Source organism: Levilactobacillus koreensis JCM 16448 (assembly GCF_001435525.1).
Taxonomy (GTDB): domain Bacteria; phylum Bacillota; class Bacilli; order Lactobacillales; family Lactobacillaceae; genus Levilactobacillus; species Levilactobacillus koreensis.
In genome coordinates, this window is the sequence record NZ_AZDP01000102.1 from 110,813 (window position 1) to 124,200 (window position 13,388).

10 protein-coding genes and 1 pseudogene are annotated in these 13,388 nt (G+C 49.4%); 2 read left to right on the top strand and 9 right to left on the bottom strand.

Translation table 11 applies throughout. The features are described 5' to 3' along the window. Positions 1–91: 91 nt before the first annotated feature. Positions 92–1,075 carry an aldo/keto reductase gene (locus tag FC99_RS09210; RefSeq protein ID WP_048734871.1) on the bottom strand — a complete coding sequence of 328 codons (984 nt, stop codon included), beginning with the start codon at positions 1,073–1,075 and terminating at the stop codon, positions 92–94. A 208-nt stretch (positions 1,076–1,283) separates the two neighbouring features. On the opposite strand from FC99_RS09210, the gene FC99_RS09215 reads away from it, so the two are divergent. Further along, on the top strand, positions 1,284–1,499 hold the full coding sequence (locus FC99_RS09215; RefSeq protein ID WP_048734867.1) for a P8 family protein: 216 nt from the start codon (positions 1,284–1,286) through the stop codon (positions 1,497–1,499). 59 nt (positions 1,500–1,558) lie between these two features. Here the strand turns inward: FC99_RS09215 and FC99_RS09220 are convergent, their stop codons facing one another. The 7 genes and pseudogenes from FC99_RS09220 to FC99_RS09250 all read right to left on the bottom strand — a co-directional run bounded on the left by FC99_RS09220 (position 1,559) and on the right by FC99_RS09250 (position 9,913). Next, positions 1,559–2,182, bottom strand: a complete 624-nt coding sequence (locus FC99_RS09220; RefSeq protein ID WP_048734864.1) for a histidine phosphatase family protein — start codon at positions 2,180–2,182, stop codon at positions 1,559–1,561. 11 nt (positions 2,183–2,193) lie between these two features. Then, positions 2,194–3,102, bottom strand: coding sequence for a DMT family transporter (locus FC99_RS09225; protein WP_048736365.1), 909 nt, complete (start codon positions 3,100–3,102; stop codon positions 2,194–2,196). 1,090 nt (positions 3,103–4,192) lie between these two features. After that, positions 4,193–4,837 carry a methionine ABC transporter permease gene (locus tag FC99_RS09230; protein ID WP_048736363.1) on the bottom strand — a complete coding sequence of 215 codons (645 nt, stop codon included), beginning with the start codon at positions 4,835–4,837 and terminating at the stop codon, positions 4,193–4,195. Between the two features lie 40 nt (positions 4,838–4,877). Beyond that, the gene (locus tag FC99_RS09235) at positions 4,878–5,951 is read right to left on the bottom strand and encodes a methionine ABC transporter ATP-binding protein (protein WP_053083552.1); all 1,074 of its coding nucleotides are present in this window, start codon (positions 5,949–5,951) and stop codon (positions 4,878–4,880) included. A 31-nt stretch (positions 5,952–5,982) separates the two neighbouring features. After that, positions 5,983–6,807, bottom strand: coding sequence for a MetQ/NlpA family ABC transporter substrate-binding protein (locus FC99_RS09240; protein WP_048734861.1), 825 nt, complete (start codon positions 6,805–6,807; stop codon positions 5,983–5,985). Positions 6,808–7,394: 587 nt separating this feature from the next. Next, positions 7,395–7,943, bottom strand: a pseudogene (locus FC99_RS09245) (DNA-3-methyladenine glycosylase I). 329 nt (positions 7,944–8,272) lie between these two features. Next, positions 8,273–9,913 carry a peptide ABC transporter substrate-binding protein gene (locus FC99_RS09250; protein WP_048734858.1) on the bottom strand — a complete coding sequence of 547 codons (1,641 nt, stop codon included), beginning with the start codon at positions 9,911–9,913 and terminating at the stop codon, positions 8,273–8,275. Positions 9,914–10,527: 614 nt separating this feature from the next. Between FC99_RS09250 and FC99_RS09255 the strand changes: the two genes are divergently transcribed. Then, entirely contained in the window at positions 10,528–12,786 is a 2,259-nt protein-coding gene (locus tag FC99_RS09255; RefSeq protein ID WP_048734856.1) for a glycoside hydrolase family 3 C-terminal domain-containing protein, read from the top strand. A 138-nt stretch (positions 12,787–12,924) separates the two neighbouring features. On the opposite strand, the gene FC99_RS09260 is transcribed toward FC99_RS09255, so the two are convergent. After that, positions 12,925–13,377 (bottom strand): GNAT family N-acetyltransferase, encoded by a 453-nt coding sequence (locus tag FC99_RS09260; RefSeq protein WP_048734854.1) that lies wholly within the window; start codon positions 13,375–13,377, stop codon positions 12,925–12,927. Positions 13,378–13,388 lie beyond the last annotated feature (11 nt).

Sequence of the window (13,388 nt, forward strand, 5' to 3'; positions counted from 1 at the left end):
GCGAGACAGGTATTTCATCTTTCAACCTTTAGATTATCATCGTAAGAATTCCTGACCACCGCAGTGCAATCGTCTCAAGCTAACCTTCGTGTTACCAGCGATACTGCACCGGATTCTTAATGTACTTGTCGTAAACGTCACGCACAACAGCCATTTGCTCCGCCGTAAAGGCCGGTAAGTCGGCCGCCGCAACGTTACGGGTAATCTGTTCTGGCTTGGAAGCACCTGGAATCACCGTGCTGACGGCATCGGCCATCAGAATGTAGCGCAATGCCATTTGGGCCAGTTGATTGCCAGCACCTAACCGTTCCTTTAGCTCATCGGCTGCCTTGACCCCGGTCGCATAATCCACACCGGAGAAGGTTTCTCCCTGATCGAAGGCCTCACCGTGCCGGTTGAACGTCCGGTGATCTTCCTTACCAAACGTCGTATCCAACGTGTACTTTCCGCTCAACAAACCACTAGCCAATGGCACCCGCGCAATGATCCCAACGTTATGGTCCTTGGCCATCTTGAAGAAGTTGTCGGCTGGCCGTAACCGGAACATGTTGTAGATAATTTCAACGGCAGAAATATCGTAGTCTAACGCCTTCATGGCTTCCTCGACCCGCTCAACACTGACGCCGTAATTTTTGATCTTCCCCGCTTTTTTTAGTTGATCAAGGGTGAAGAAGACCTCTGGGGTGTAGTAAACGGGAGTTGGTGGGCAGTGCAACAACACATTGTCCAGTGCATCGACATCCAAGTTGGTCAGACTCTCCTCAACGAACTTCGTTAAGTTTTCGGCCGTGTAACCGCTGGCAACGTGGGGGTCTAGCTTCCGGCCAATTTTAGTCGAAACAAAGACCTTATCCTGTTTGCCCTTAATGAACTTGGCTAAAGCCCGTTCACTGTGGCCATCTTGATAAATATCAGCCGTGTCAAAGAAATTAACGCCCGCATCGTAAGCCGCAGCCAACGTGTTTTGGGCATCATTTTCATCGAAGGGGTCGCCCCACTTCGAGCCAAGCTGCCACGTTCCTAAGGAAACTTCACTAATGTTAAACCCTGTTTTACCCAATACCCGGTAATCCATGTTAAGTCCTCACTTTCAGCCGTCTTGATTGACGTTCTCTCCACCCATTCTGCCGGTTTTTAGTAAGGTCGTCAACGATTTCAACCAATATTGGCAACGAAATATTTACCATTTCCCCATAAAAGGACTACCATAAAAGTTGAAGCCGGTGGCACATGCCAAAAACAGATACCGCTGACCCCAATTTTCATTTTGGAGGTAATTGGTTATGGCTGTTGTATTTAAGACTGCTTTATTGGATGAAATTATGAAGGATGTATTCGACTGGTCCGATCAGGATATGCCTGTTCGTGACGCATTGTGGGATCATTTTATGGAATCCAATGGTCACAACACCGATGAATCTGAAGCTTCTATGAAGGAAATCGATGCTAAGTCTGACGATGAAGTTCGGGCTTACGTTGAAGAGAACCTCAAGAAGTAACCGGCTGTTTCAACCTAAAAAAGAGTCTGGGATCAATTCCCAGGCTCTTTTTTCAACTTCTAAATTAATTTTGGTGTGACCCCATAAGCCGTCAAATAGCGCTGACCCGTAGCGGGATCAATCATCATCTGCGTCACGCTGGTGTTGGCCGGTTCCGGCAACGCCGTGGTCGCTGGCGCCCCTAGCATCAACAGGGCCGTAGCTTTGATGGTAAGGCCATGACTGACCACTAAGATATGATCATTGGGATGGTCGACCACTTCCTCGGCCAGCCACTGACCGACCCGTCGTTGAATCGCCAAATAAGACTCACCACCAACTGCACTCAGCACGTTGGGCAAGGCTTCCCCCGTGACCGCGTCGAAATCTTGTGGCCGCTGTTCGCGCAAACCGACGAAGTTTTCGCCAGTCCATTCGCCATAGGCCGCCTCCATAAGACGGTCATCGAACTGCGGCGTTAACGTTAACACCTCGGTTAGTGCCGCCGTCGTTTGGCGGGCCCGGTGAAGCGGACTGCTGACGATTTGATCGTACGACCGCCCACGCAACCATTGCGCGACCCGCTCTGCTTGTTGGAGCCCAGTTACCGTTAAATGTGTGACGGCACTATCTAGCTGCCCTTGCATGACCTGATCCACGTTGGCCTGCGTCTGGCCGTGTCGTACCCAATCAAAAGTCGTCATATTGTCACTTCCTATTGTTTCTCAAATTGCGTTTCAATTTTACGGCGTCCCTGTTGCAGCAGATAAATGGCCACGATGACCAGTGCCGACCCGATCACTTCCGCAATTGAAATTTTTAAACTCAAAAATAAAATCGATAAGATAAAGGTGACCACCGGTTGCGTGGCGTCGACGATACTAATCACGTCGGAGGGCGCAAAGTGACTACTGTAGAGCAGTAACGAGAATGGCAGAATTGTCCCAACGATGATCACCGTCGACATTGAGCCAATCAGCGTCCCCGTAATCGGTGGCATGTTCATAAATACGGGGTGGTAGAGGTTAAACACGACCCCCGCAATGAACGTTCCCCACCCCAACACGGTAATGGGCGCGTGACCGTAATCCCGAACGAGGGCCCGTGGCAAGACCACGTAGCAGGCCGCCGTAATCCCAGACCCGATTCCCCAAAGTAAGGAATCCAGCGGAATGGCAAGTTGTTCGATATTTCCCCGCGTGATGGCGAGGATGACCCCAATCAGCGCCACGACAAAAGCAATTAAATCACTTCGTAATGGTCGCTCATGCTTAAATAATAGACTTCCTAGAACAATAAATAAAGGACTCAAGTACTGAAGAATGGTCGCAGATGCCGCATTTCCGCTCTGTACTGCAATGTAAAAGGTCAGTAAATTAGCGCCCAATCCGATGAGCGCGTAGGTGACGATCCAAAAAATCTCGCGCCAGCTATGGAAAACAGCGAACGTTTTCTTACCATACAAAATAAAACTGATGATCAGTAAAATAACGCCAGCACCCATCGTTCTAGCGGATAAAAACCAACTGGTGGGAATATTCTGCCCCTGCGAAATAAACTGTAAAACCGTTCCGGAAACGCCAAACATGGCCGATGCAACGGTGGCCCAAAAGATACCCTTCATGACGTTCTCCGTCGGTGCCCCAATATTCTTCAAAACTCGATAAATCCTTTCTCTCCCATACCGACAGTGACGGTATGCATTTTAAATTTAATGAGCATAAGTGGTGAACCGCACTCTGGCTCAGATCAATTCCAGCTGCAACAAGCCTCGACCCTTGTCATGCTAGCTTATGATTAATAAAATAGTTGACTAACTAATCTCATGTCAACTTTCCTATGACCAATAACTTTCAACCGCAAATAGTCGGTCACAGATTGGAAAAGTCAGCTCGTTTAGCTCGTCCATAATTTTTCTATTTTACCGGATAATCATTAGAATCTAGCGGCAAAATGTCTAAATTTTAAAACTTTTTTGCGTTACATTTTAAACGAATCCAGGCCCTATCTAATCGGCCCATTTTCTATTTAGCCACTTAGACACCTTTTCATCACAAATGGGAGCAACCACTTGGGCTGCTCCCACTTTACTTCATCTCTATTGAGTATAGCCGTCCGGCGTAAGCTCGTAAACCCATCCATCTTATAAATAAAATAGTGACCGCAACCCACGGGTCACAATCACTACTCTACAATCATTCAAACTCAGTGGCTACCTCACCAAAACTAACACAGACTGGTGAGACTAAAACTAGGCAACCTGGTGGGCCCTTCGCCTTACCGGCCGGCAGATATGGGCTGGATCGGGGCGAACACAACTTGAAGCCTCGAAAGAACCGAGTCTACAAGGTTGGTTTTCTGCTAAGCCGGCAAGAAACGCCGACCAAGCAGAACGACGCGCCTGAGCCCATATCTGCCGACCTCTCGGCTTACACAGTGTGCGTAGACGATGGAGATAATGACTGTAACAGTCGTTATCGATTGGACCGAAAACGCTAAATCTCCAAGTCTTCCGACTGTTGTCGTGGTAAAGCACAGTCAGAGCCGGAGGAGGACAGGGATGCAGCCAGCCGTGGAGGTACTGTTGGCTGGCGGAATCCCTGGCAGCCGCAGTGCGGCAATTTCACACTATCGTAATGGTGCGAATCCTTGCCGATAATGGGGTGAGATAGGTATTTCATCTTTCAACCTTTACTTTGAACTATCAAGCTAAATTACGCTGTATGATCGACCCGGCGTGCCAACCAGTCACCCACCAATTGAATGAGAAAGACGATGACTAAGATAATCAGCATGGCAAGGAAGATCACGTCCGTTTGGAATCGGTTGTACCCAATGTTGACGGCCAGATTCCCTAAGCCCCCACCACCGATGGCACCGGCCATGGCGGTCAAGTCGATCAGGCTGATCAACGTTAGGACGGAAGAGCGGATGATGTCCGCCAAACCTTCCTTGAGGTAAACCCGGAAGATAATCGCGATGGGACCAGAACCTACCGATTCAGCAGCCTCAATCACACCATGGTCAACTTCGGCCAGGGCATTTTGAATCTGCCGCGCATAAAACGGTGCGGAACCAATGACCAACGGCACGATGGCCGCGGTCGTCCCAATCGCCGTGCCCACAATGATCCGGGTCACTGGCGCAATGATCGCCAGCAAGATTACGAATGGAATCGACCGGAACAGGTTGACGAACTTATCTAACACGTTATAAATAATCCGATTTTCCAGAATGCCCCCGGGTTGGGTCACAATCAACCCAATCCCAATTGCCATTCCCAGAATCCCGGCAATAATTGCGGTGATGGCCGTCATGTACAGCGTCTCACCCGTTGCTTGGATGAAGTCGCTCTTCATCGTCACTGCGTTTGGAAAATACTTTGCGAACCAACCCAACTTAGGCCACCCCCGGTTTCTTTGGCTTTAAATGTGTAATGGTAATTCCGGCGTCCTGACAGTACTGCCAAGCCGCTTTCAGCTTGTCGGGTTCCCCAGTCATGACCACGATCAGGTTCCCCAACGGCGTATCTTGTAAAATTTCGACGTTCCCATATAGGATGTTGGAAACCACTTCATACCGTTTGTACAACTCGGTGATCAGCGGTGCATCGGTCGTTGCCCCCACGTACTGGAGCTGAACCAGTTGATGATGGTCGTCCAGACCCAACGTACTAGCCTGACGATAGATCTTTTCCAACGCCTGATTGATCTGCGTCGCGGTGTTGATGAAATCCTTGGTCAGCGGTTGTTTAGGCTGACTGAAAATCGTCACCAAGTCGCCACATTCGATGATTTCGCCATCTTCCATGACGGCCACCTTGTTACAAATCTCCTTGACGGCTTCCATTTCGTGGGTGATCAAGACCACCGTTAACCCCAACTCTTTGTTCAGCCGCTTCAACAACTCCAAAATAGCTGACGTCGTCTTCGGGTCCAACGCACTCGTGGCTTCATCACTGATCAGAATTTCGGGATCGTTGGCCAACGCCCGTGCAATGGCGACCCGTTGCTTTTGGCCACCGGACAGTTGTGCCGGGTAATCCGTGGCCTTTTCCGTCAACCCAACCAGGTCGAGCAAATGGGCCACCTTTTCCTTACGCTCCGTCCGCGACAACTTGCCACCCTTTAAAGGATAGTCAACGTTGTCCGCAATCGTCCGGGAATTCATCAGGTTAAAGTGTTGAAAGATCATGCCAATTTTGGTCCGTGCTTCCCGTAGATCATGGGAGTTCAGTGCCAAGATGTCTTGACCGTTCACGTCGACGCTACCGGCAGTTGGCTTCTGGAGCCGATTGATTACTCGCACGAGCGTACTTTTCCCCGCTCCGGAATAGCCGACGACGCCATAGATGTCACCCCGGTTGACCGTCAACGAAACCTTTTTAACGGCTTCAACGGTTTGCCCCTTATTATGGAAGGTTACGTCGATATCTTTTAATTGAATAATCGCTTCGTTAGTCACTAACTTCATTCTCCTTACTCGCCAATGCCGGCAATTTCGTTTACTTTAATTTCAAGTTCCAAGCTGGAATAGACAAGCCATCGTAAGCTTTTTGAATGTTCTTCTTGGTTGCTTCAGTCTGGTAAGCCTTGATGATCTTCTTGAAAACAGCCTTGTTCTTGTCAGACTTGTTAACGGCTAAGATGTTGATGTATGGCTTGGAATCCTTGTTGACCTTTTCTTGGAACAGCGCCTTCTTAGCGTTCAGCTTAGCACTAGCGGCAAATTCGTTGTTGATGACCGCTGCGGTTGCGTCAGATAACGAACGAGGCGTCTGTGCAGCATCCAATGGCGTAATCTTCAGATTCAACTTGTTTTGCGTGATGTTCTTTGGGGTTGGCAACGTGACCTTAGGATCGACCTTGATCAAGCCAGCGGATTCCAGTAAATGTAAGGCCCGGCCTTCGTTAGTGGAATCGTTAGGAATGGTGATCTGGTCACCCTTCTTGATTTGAGAAACCTTGGTAATCTTCTTGGAGTACAACCGCAGTGGTGCTAAGTAGGTGTTGGCAATGCCGACCAAGTTCGACTTGTGGGCCTTGTTCCAAGCATCCAGGAAGTAGGTGTGTTGGAACGAGTTCATGTCGATTTCATGGTTAGAAAGTGCGGCGTTTGGCTGGTTGTAATCGGTAAACGTCGTCAATTTGATGGTGATGTTCTCCTTAGCCAACTTCTTTTGAATCGGTTTCCAGATTTCTTCATCGGTCCCCATGATTCCCACCTTAACCGTGGTCGTCTTGGAAGCAGACTTGCCACAACCAGCAACAATCAATAATGGAATCAACAATAATAAGAGCCAGCTAAAATGTTTAAATGATTTCTTCATTCTTAAAAACCCCTTTGATATCCCTAATTTTTAAATCAATCCTCAATACGAAACGCCACAATTGAAAATAGTGACCAAAAGAAAAAGTCCGCTCCTAAATTAATAGAAACGAACTTTGTCGTGGTACCATTCTAATTTAAGTTAGGCTAAAAAGATGCCCAGCTCCTCATTAACACTCGCCAGCTTACGCCTTTAAAGTGCGTGCACGATAATGAGTGCCAGTCATCACCACCTCATCGCTAGGACTTAGCAGTGCCAATTCATTTCAGGCCATCTTCACCCCGTCGTTGGTTACCCCCTTGCAGCAAATCGTGGGCTCTCTTTAAACCGGTAACGGTGGTTACTCTCCTGATCACATTGTTTTCAATCGCTTAATTTATCAGTAAGTCTAATGCAACTTTAATCCGGTGTCAAGCGGGAATTGATATAAATTATTTTATATTGAGGCCCGCCAAATCGGGATTTGACCACTAGCGTAACAACTAAATTGGTTTCAGTCAAGCCAAATTTCTCACTCAAATTTCACATAACCGTCTGCTCGACTGGCAAAAATCAAAGGCTAGCCGTTCATTTTTGGCCGCGACCAATTAGTCATCTAATACCTGTTCCCTCAAGATACCTGCGGCCAGCAAGAACATGTGCGTGACCACCGGACCGACGAACTTGAAGCCGCGCCGTTTAAGATCTTTTGCGACCGCCGAGCCCAGTGTCGCCTGATTGACGAGTTCATCGCGAGTGACCGCTGGCAAGAGGAGCGGCGTGCCGTTGACGAAGGCCCAGAGATAGTCCGCAAAGCTACCAAACTCCCGCTGAACTTGTAACAGTGCCCGCGCATTTTGAATGGTCGCGCGAATCTTTCGCCCGTTACGAATCATCGCCGGGTCCTGCGCAATGTGGTCGCCGTCGATTTCTAGCTCAAATCCAGCCACTCACTGTGGGTCCATCCCCGCAAAGACGCGGCGATAGACGGGCAATTTGCTAGCTGCCGCCTGCCAACTCAGGCCAACTTGAAAGACACCTACCGTTAACAGCTCAAACAACACGTGGTCATCATGCGTTGGCGTCCCAAAGTAAGTGTGGTATTCCTGCACACCATCCGTATCCCATTGCTGGCCATCGTTTGGTCCAATTGCCATGTTTCGTCACGTCCTTCGCTAGCTCTCTATCTACTATAGCAAAGACTTTTGCCAAACAAAAGGACGGTCCCCACCGAGACTACTTGTGGTGGGGACCGTCTGAGTTGCGATAAAATTCAGAAATCACTGCACGCCACCCACTACCAGTCCCTTTGAATCTGCCCACGGACCAGCAATGCATCGAGTTTTAGTTATTGGCTCAAAATGAATTGATGCCGTTTCGAACTAACTACGGTCCCATACGCCCCGCAATGTAAGCCGAGAGGTTGGCAGATATGGGCTCAGGCGCGTCGCACCATTTGGCGCCCCTATCTTGCCCATCTCACACCCTACTTGATATAAGCGTACTTATAACTCCACTGTGTCCCAGCCGTGTTGTGAATAATTCCCTTCACGTCGGTCCGCTGGAGGTAAGCGTAGTTCGCTTGGTAAAGGGGCGTAAAGCTCTGAGTCTTATTGATCAGCTTAGCCGCCTGTACCATATCCTGCCAGCGAGCTTCATCGTTGCCGGCATCCTGGTTCTGCGCCTTAGCAATCATTTTATCATAAGCCTTACTTGACCATTTGCCATAGTTCAACGAGTTTGAGCTGACTGGAATTTGCAGGAAGGAGATTGGGTCATTGAAGTCGGCCCCCCAGTGTGACAGGTACAAGTCAAAGTCACCGCTGGTCGAACGTGACTGGGCAACGGATGCTGGGACGTTTTGAATCGTCAGGTTGAAGCCTTTCAGATTCTTCTCCAGTGCACTCTTCAGGTACTGGGTCACGGTACTGGCCGCTACGTCATCGTTGCCGGCCATGATGCTCAGATCAACCTTCTTAATCCCTAACTGCTTCAAGCCAGCCGCCCATTTCTGCTTGGCTAACGTTGGGTTGTAAGTCGTCGTGTTCTTCACGGCCTGTTGTTTGGCGAAATCTTCACCCGTCTTGGGATCCCGGGCTAAACCACTGGCCACGAAACCAGTTGGTGTCACGGAACCATCCCCCAGAACCTTCTTCGTTAACTGACTCCGGTTGATGGACAAGGCGATGGCCTGGCGAACATTTTGATTGCTCATGATCCGCCGCTTTTCCTTATTGGCGTCTTGGAAGTTGTACTTCAAGTGAATGACGATGGAGTACGGATATTCCTGAAAGGCACTATTGTTCTTATAATTCTTCACTTGCTCGTTTGAAAGTTGAGCGAAGTCCAATTTCTTATTTTGATAGAGGCTCAGACCAGTCTGGGGGTTCGTGACCACTTGATAGTCGATCTGGTGGAGCTTCACGACCCGCTTGTCCCAGTACTGGCTGTTCTTGACGAAGGACCAGGTGTTGCCGGTCCCTGTCCAGTTGGTAATTTTAAATGGCCCGCTGTACACCATGTACTGCGACTTAGTGGCATACTTCTTCCCGTATTTGTTGATCACCTTTTCATTTTGGGGGGCAAATAACGGATAAGCCATTAAAATCTTAAAGTAAGCGATGGGCTTCTCTAATTGGATAACGACCGTCTGTTTGTTCTTGGCACTGATGCCAATGGTGGCGGGGTTCGCCTTGCCAGCAATGATCTTATCCCCGTTCTTGATACCGGAGAACATATTCATGTAAGACGACTTGGTCGATGGTGTCAATGTCCGCCGCCAAGAGTAAACGAAGTCCTGGGCGGTAATCTTATCGCCGTTACTCCACTTGGCGTTGTCCCGAATGTGGAACGTCCACGTCTTTTTATCCTTGGAAACTTTTGCGGAGTCAGCCAGGCCGGGCGCAACCTTGCCATCCTTGCCTAACCGATAAAAGCTTTCGAACACATTCCCCGTCTGGCCGTACCCTGTGGCCTTGGCGAGATCAATAGTATCTAGCTGTGCCGTCGCTGGTAACCGGAGCACCTGCGAAGGTTTTGCCGCTGACGTTGATTGGCCACAAGCTGCTAACCCCAGGCTCATAGCGATCACTGCAGCGATTAATCCAAATCCAGTCCATCTCTTCATAAACTTAATGCTCCCTTTTTTCTCAAATTTAGTGGCGTGCAATCCCTAAATTGTGACGTGGTACAGAAAAAGCGGGTTACCCTTCACTCGCATCGTGAAAGGTAACCCGCTACACTGACAACCGGAGTCGTCGTTATGTATTGCTACGGTTTAGCCGAAAAATCACGAATTTGAGCAACGCAAAGAGCACACGTTACATTCGCAACATGCGGCAGACATGAATTGAATTTGATTTGCGTTGATCATCATCGTAATTTTTCCTCCTTACTTTTTGTAATTAATTGGATTGCACAGGATTAAAGTTACCCTACTTCAAAACATTTGTCAAAAGTTTTGTTTTCAACCGGGAAATATAATCGTTCTAAGTGGTGACGTGACCATGATGTTAGTTGGGATTCTTGCCGGCCTACAGCCCAGACGCGCGGTCTTGGTATGGTTTCACGAGCCTGGCGTTCTCCCAAGTTTAAGGTGTTCCCCATAGCGGGTGGAATTTCTGGCAGCCGCAGCGCGACCATTCCCACAATCTATCTTTCAAGATATTCGCGAACCGCTAACATCTCCGCAATGAAAACGGTATACTAGAAATAATGAACGAGTAGAAAGGATTTGAACGTATGGACATCGAACGAACGCTTGCTGCACTCACGCTACCAGAAAAGGCGGCTTTACTTTCGGGTAAAAACAATTGGTATACCGCTGCAATTAACCGCTTAGATATTCCCGCTTTGATGATGACGGACGGCCCCTCGGGGTTACGGAAACAGGATTCGAGCGCTGGGGCCAACGACATTAATGCCGCGGTCACGGCAATCACCTATCCAAGTGCGGCCTTAAACGCCAGCACTTGGAACCAACCGCTGCTGCGCCAACTGGGTGAACACCTAGGTGAAGAAGCTCGGGCTGAGCAGGTCAGCTTATTGCTGGGACCTGGGGTCAACCTGAAGCGCTCCCCACTGGGTGGTCGGAATTTCGAATACTTCTCCGAAGATCCCCTAGTTGCCGGCAAACTGGGTAGTGCCTACGTTCAAGGGGTACAATCCAAGCACGTCGGGGTTTCCGTTAAGCATTTCGCTGCCAACAACCGGGAAAATCAACGGTTCACGGCTTCTAGTGACATGTCACAACGGACGCTGCGTGAACTCTACTTACGCACGTTTGAAATTATTATTAAAGCGGCCTTACCTGCGACCGTCATGACGTCTTATAACAAGATCAATGGCACCCTGAACTCACAAAACTCACGCCTGTTACGCCGGATTTTACGCGACGAATGGGGCTTCCATGGCGCCGTCATGTCTGACTGGGGGGCGGTTGCTGACCACCCCGCTGCATTACGCGCCGGCCTGGACTTGGAAATGCCGGGTAAGGGACAAGCTTCTGTGGACGAGATCATTCGCGCCGTCGAGACCGGTGAACTGGACGAAGGCACGCTGAACAAATCCGTTCGTCACCTGCTCCACGTGGTCGACAACTGGTTACCAGCACCTAAGCCCGGTAAGTACGACCATGCCGCGCACCACCAATTTGCTCGGAAATTGGCTGACGATGGCATCGTTCTGCTCAAGAATCATCAGCAGGAATTGCCACTGACACCGGATCACGCCGGTAAAGTGGTCGTCATCGGTGAATTGGCCGACCATCCCCGTTACCAGGGTGCCGGCAGTTCCCACGTTAACCCCAGCGATCTAGTCACACCATTAGCTGCCCTGAAGAAGAGTGGTTTGAGCGCCGACTACTATCCTGGTTACCGAATTGACCAAAGCGAGACGGACGACAGCTTAGTTCAAACGGCTCTAAAGGCTGCTAAAACGGCGGATCACGTCATCATTTTCGCTGGTTATCCCGCAAGCGCCGAATCTGAAGGCTTCGACAAGTCATCGTTGATGCTCCCCGAAAACCAAACGGATCTCATCGGTAGTTTGTCCAAGGTGAACGCCCACACAACGGTCGTCCTCCAAAACGGCTCCGCGGTCGAAATGCCTTGGATTCAAAATATCGCGGCCGTCGTCGAAACTTATTTGGCTGGTGAAGGTGTGGGTGAAGCCACCTGGGATATTATCACTGGTGCCGTCAACCCTTCTGGTCACTTAGCCGAGACCTTCCCGTTGAAGTTGACCGATACGCCAATGTCACCAACCTTTGGTCAAGACCCACATCACGAATATTACTCCGAGGGCATCTTCATGGGCTACCGTTATTACGATACGCATGAAATGCACGTTCTCTTCCCATTTGGTCACGGCCTGAGCTATACCAGTTTTGAATATACCAATCTGGCAATCGACCAAAGCGAACGCGGGGCAACCGTGACCTTCGATGTGACCAACACTGGCGACTGCGCTGGTCAAGCGGTTCCACAACTCTATGTGGCCAACCACGCATCTCATGCACCAATGCCAACGAAGGAATTACGGGCATTCACGAAGATCATGGTAGAACCCGGCAAGACCGAACCGGTCACATTAAAGCTAGAACGTCGCGACTTCAGCTGGTGGTGCGAACGTAACCACCGGTGGCAAGCCGACTCTGGAGACTATGAAATCATGATTGGTGAATCCTCTCGCGATATGCGCCTGCAGACGAAGCTCACCATGGATTTCAAGAACTCGCCGGCGCCCGTCACGAGTGAGACTTACCTGTCAACGATCATTCAAGATCCAGAACTGCTGAAGATCTTTAAAGAGACCATCATCACACCGCAAGCCAACGGCGATAACAGTGGCAATCCATTCGTCGACACTGACGAAAATGGTGAATCACTGGCCTTGAAAGACCGGATGTTCCTGAACATGCCCCTTCGAGCGGTCATTGCCCTAGGAACCCCTTCTAAATTAATCAATAACTTTATCTTCGTTGCCAATCAACGACGGTAAGCAGAAAAGCGAGTGGAACGAAAGGCTCATTGACTGCCTTTTATCTCACGTTTCAGCAATATAAATTTAGCGAAACCAAAACGAGTCTGGGATTTTGTCCCAGACTCGTTTTGATTGTCCTGAAATTAGTCAGGCACATTAATTATTATTCACCGGTAAGATCATATCTAGGTGCGGAATTCCCGTATCCAAATAAACCTCACTGACCGGCTGAAATCCAAACGAAGCGTAAAATTTCTGCAGATAAGCTTGGGCCTGAATCACAATTTGATTAGCCGCCGGATAAGTGGTCCGTGCCGCATGAATCGCGGCAGACACTAGGGTGCGACCTGCACCGTGCTTTCGTGCTGCTTGTGCCACGACCACTCGACCGATCCGAACCTGTTGCCCTTCATCCATGAGCCGAGCATAGGCAATCAAGTTGCCGGCATCATCGTAGCGCAGAAGATGCTGCGCCATCAGATCAAGCTCATCGACCTCCTGATAGGCACAATTCTGCTCCACAACAAAAACGGCTACCCGTAACTGATAAATTTGAAATAACTCTTGAGTACTTAATTCAGCAAAACTTTTTTGCATCATCATTTTCATCGACACCCGCC

Coding starts and splice junctions, on each gene's coding strand:
- FC99_RS09210 (WP_048734871.1), bottom strand. CDS start 1,075: ATGGATTACCGGGTATTGGGTAAAACAGGGTTTAACATTAGTGAAGTT.
- FC99_RS09215 (WP_048734867.1), top strand. CDS start 1,284: ATGGCTGTTGTATTTAAGACTGCTTTATTGGATGAAATTATGAAGGAT.
- FC99_RS09220 (WP_048734864.1), bottom strand. CDS start 2,182: ATGACGACTTTTGATTGGGTACGACACGGCCAGACGCAGGCCAACGTG.
- FC99_RS09225 (WP_048736365.1), bottom strand. CDS start 3,102: ATGAAGGGTATCTTTTGGGCCACCGTTGCATCGGCCATGTTTGGCGTT.
- FC99_RS09230 (WP_048736363.1), bottom strand. CDS start 4,837: ATGAAGAGCGACTTCATCCAAGCAACGGGTGAGACGCTGTACATGACG.
- FC99_RS09235 (WP_053083552.1), bottom strand. CDS start 5,951: ATGAAGTTAGTGACTAACGAAGCGATTATTCAATTAAAAGATATCGAC.
- FC99_RS09240 (WP_048734861.1), bottom strand. CDS start 6,807: ATGAAGAAATCATTTAAACATTTTAGCTGGCTCTTATTATTGTTGATT.
- FC99_RS09250 (WP_048734858.1), bottom strand. CDS start 9,913: ATGAAGAGATGGACTGGATTTGGATTAATCGCTGCAGTGATCGCTATG.
- FC99_RS09255 (WP_048734856.1), top strand. CDS start 10,528: ATGGACATCGAACGAACGCTTGCTGCACTCACGCTACCAGAAAAGGCG.
- FC99_RS09260 (WP_048734854.1), bottom strand. CDS start 13,377: ATGAAAATGATGATGCAAAAAAGTTTTGCTGAATTAAGTACTCAAGAG.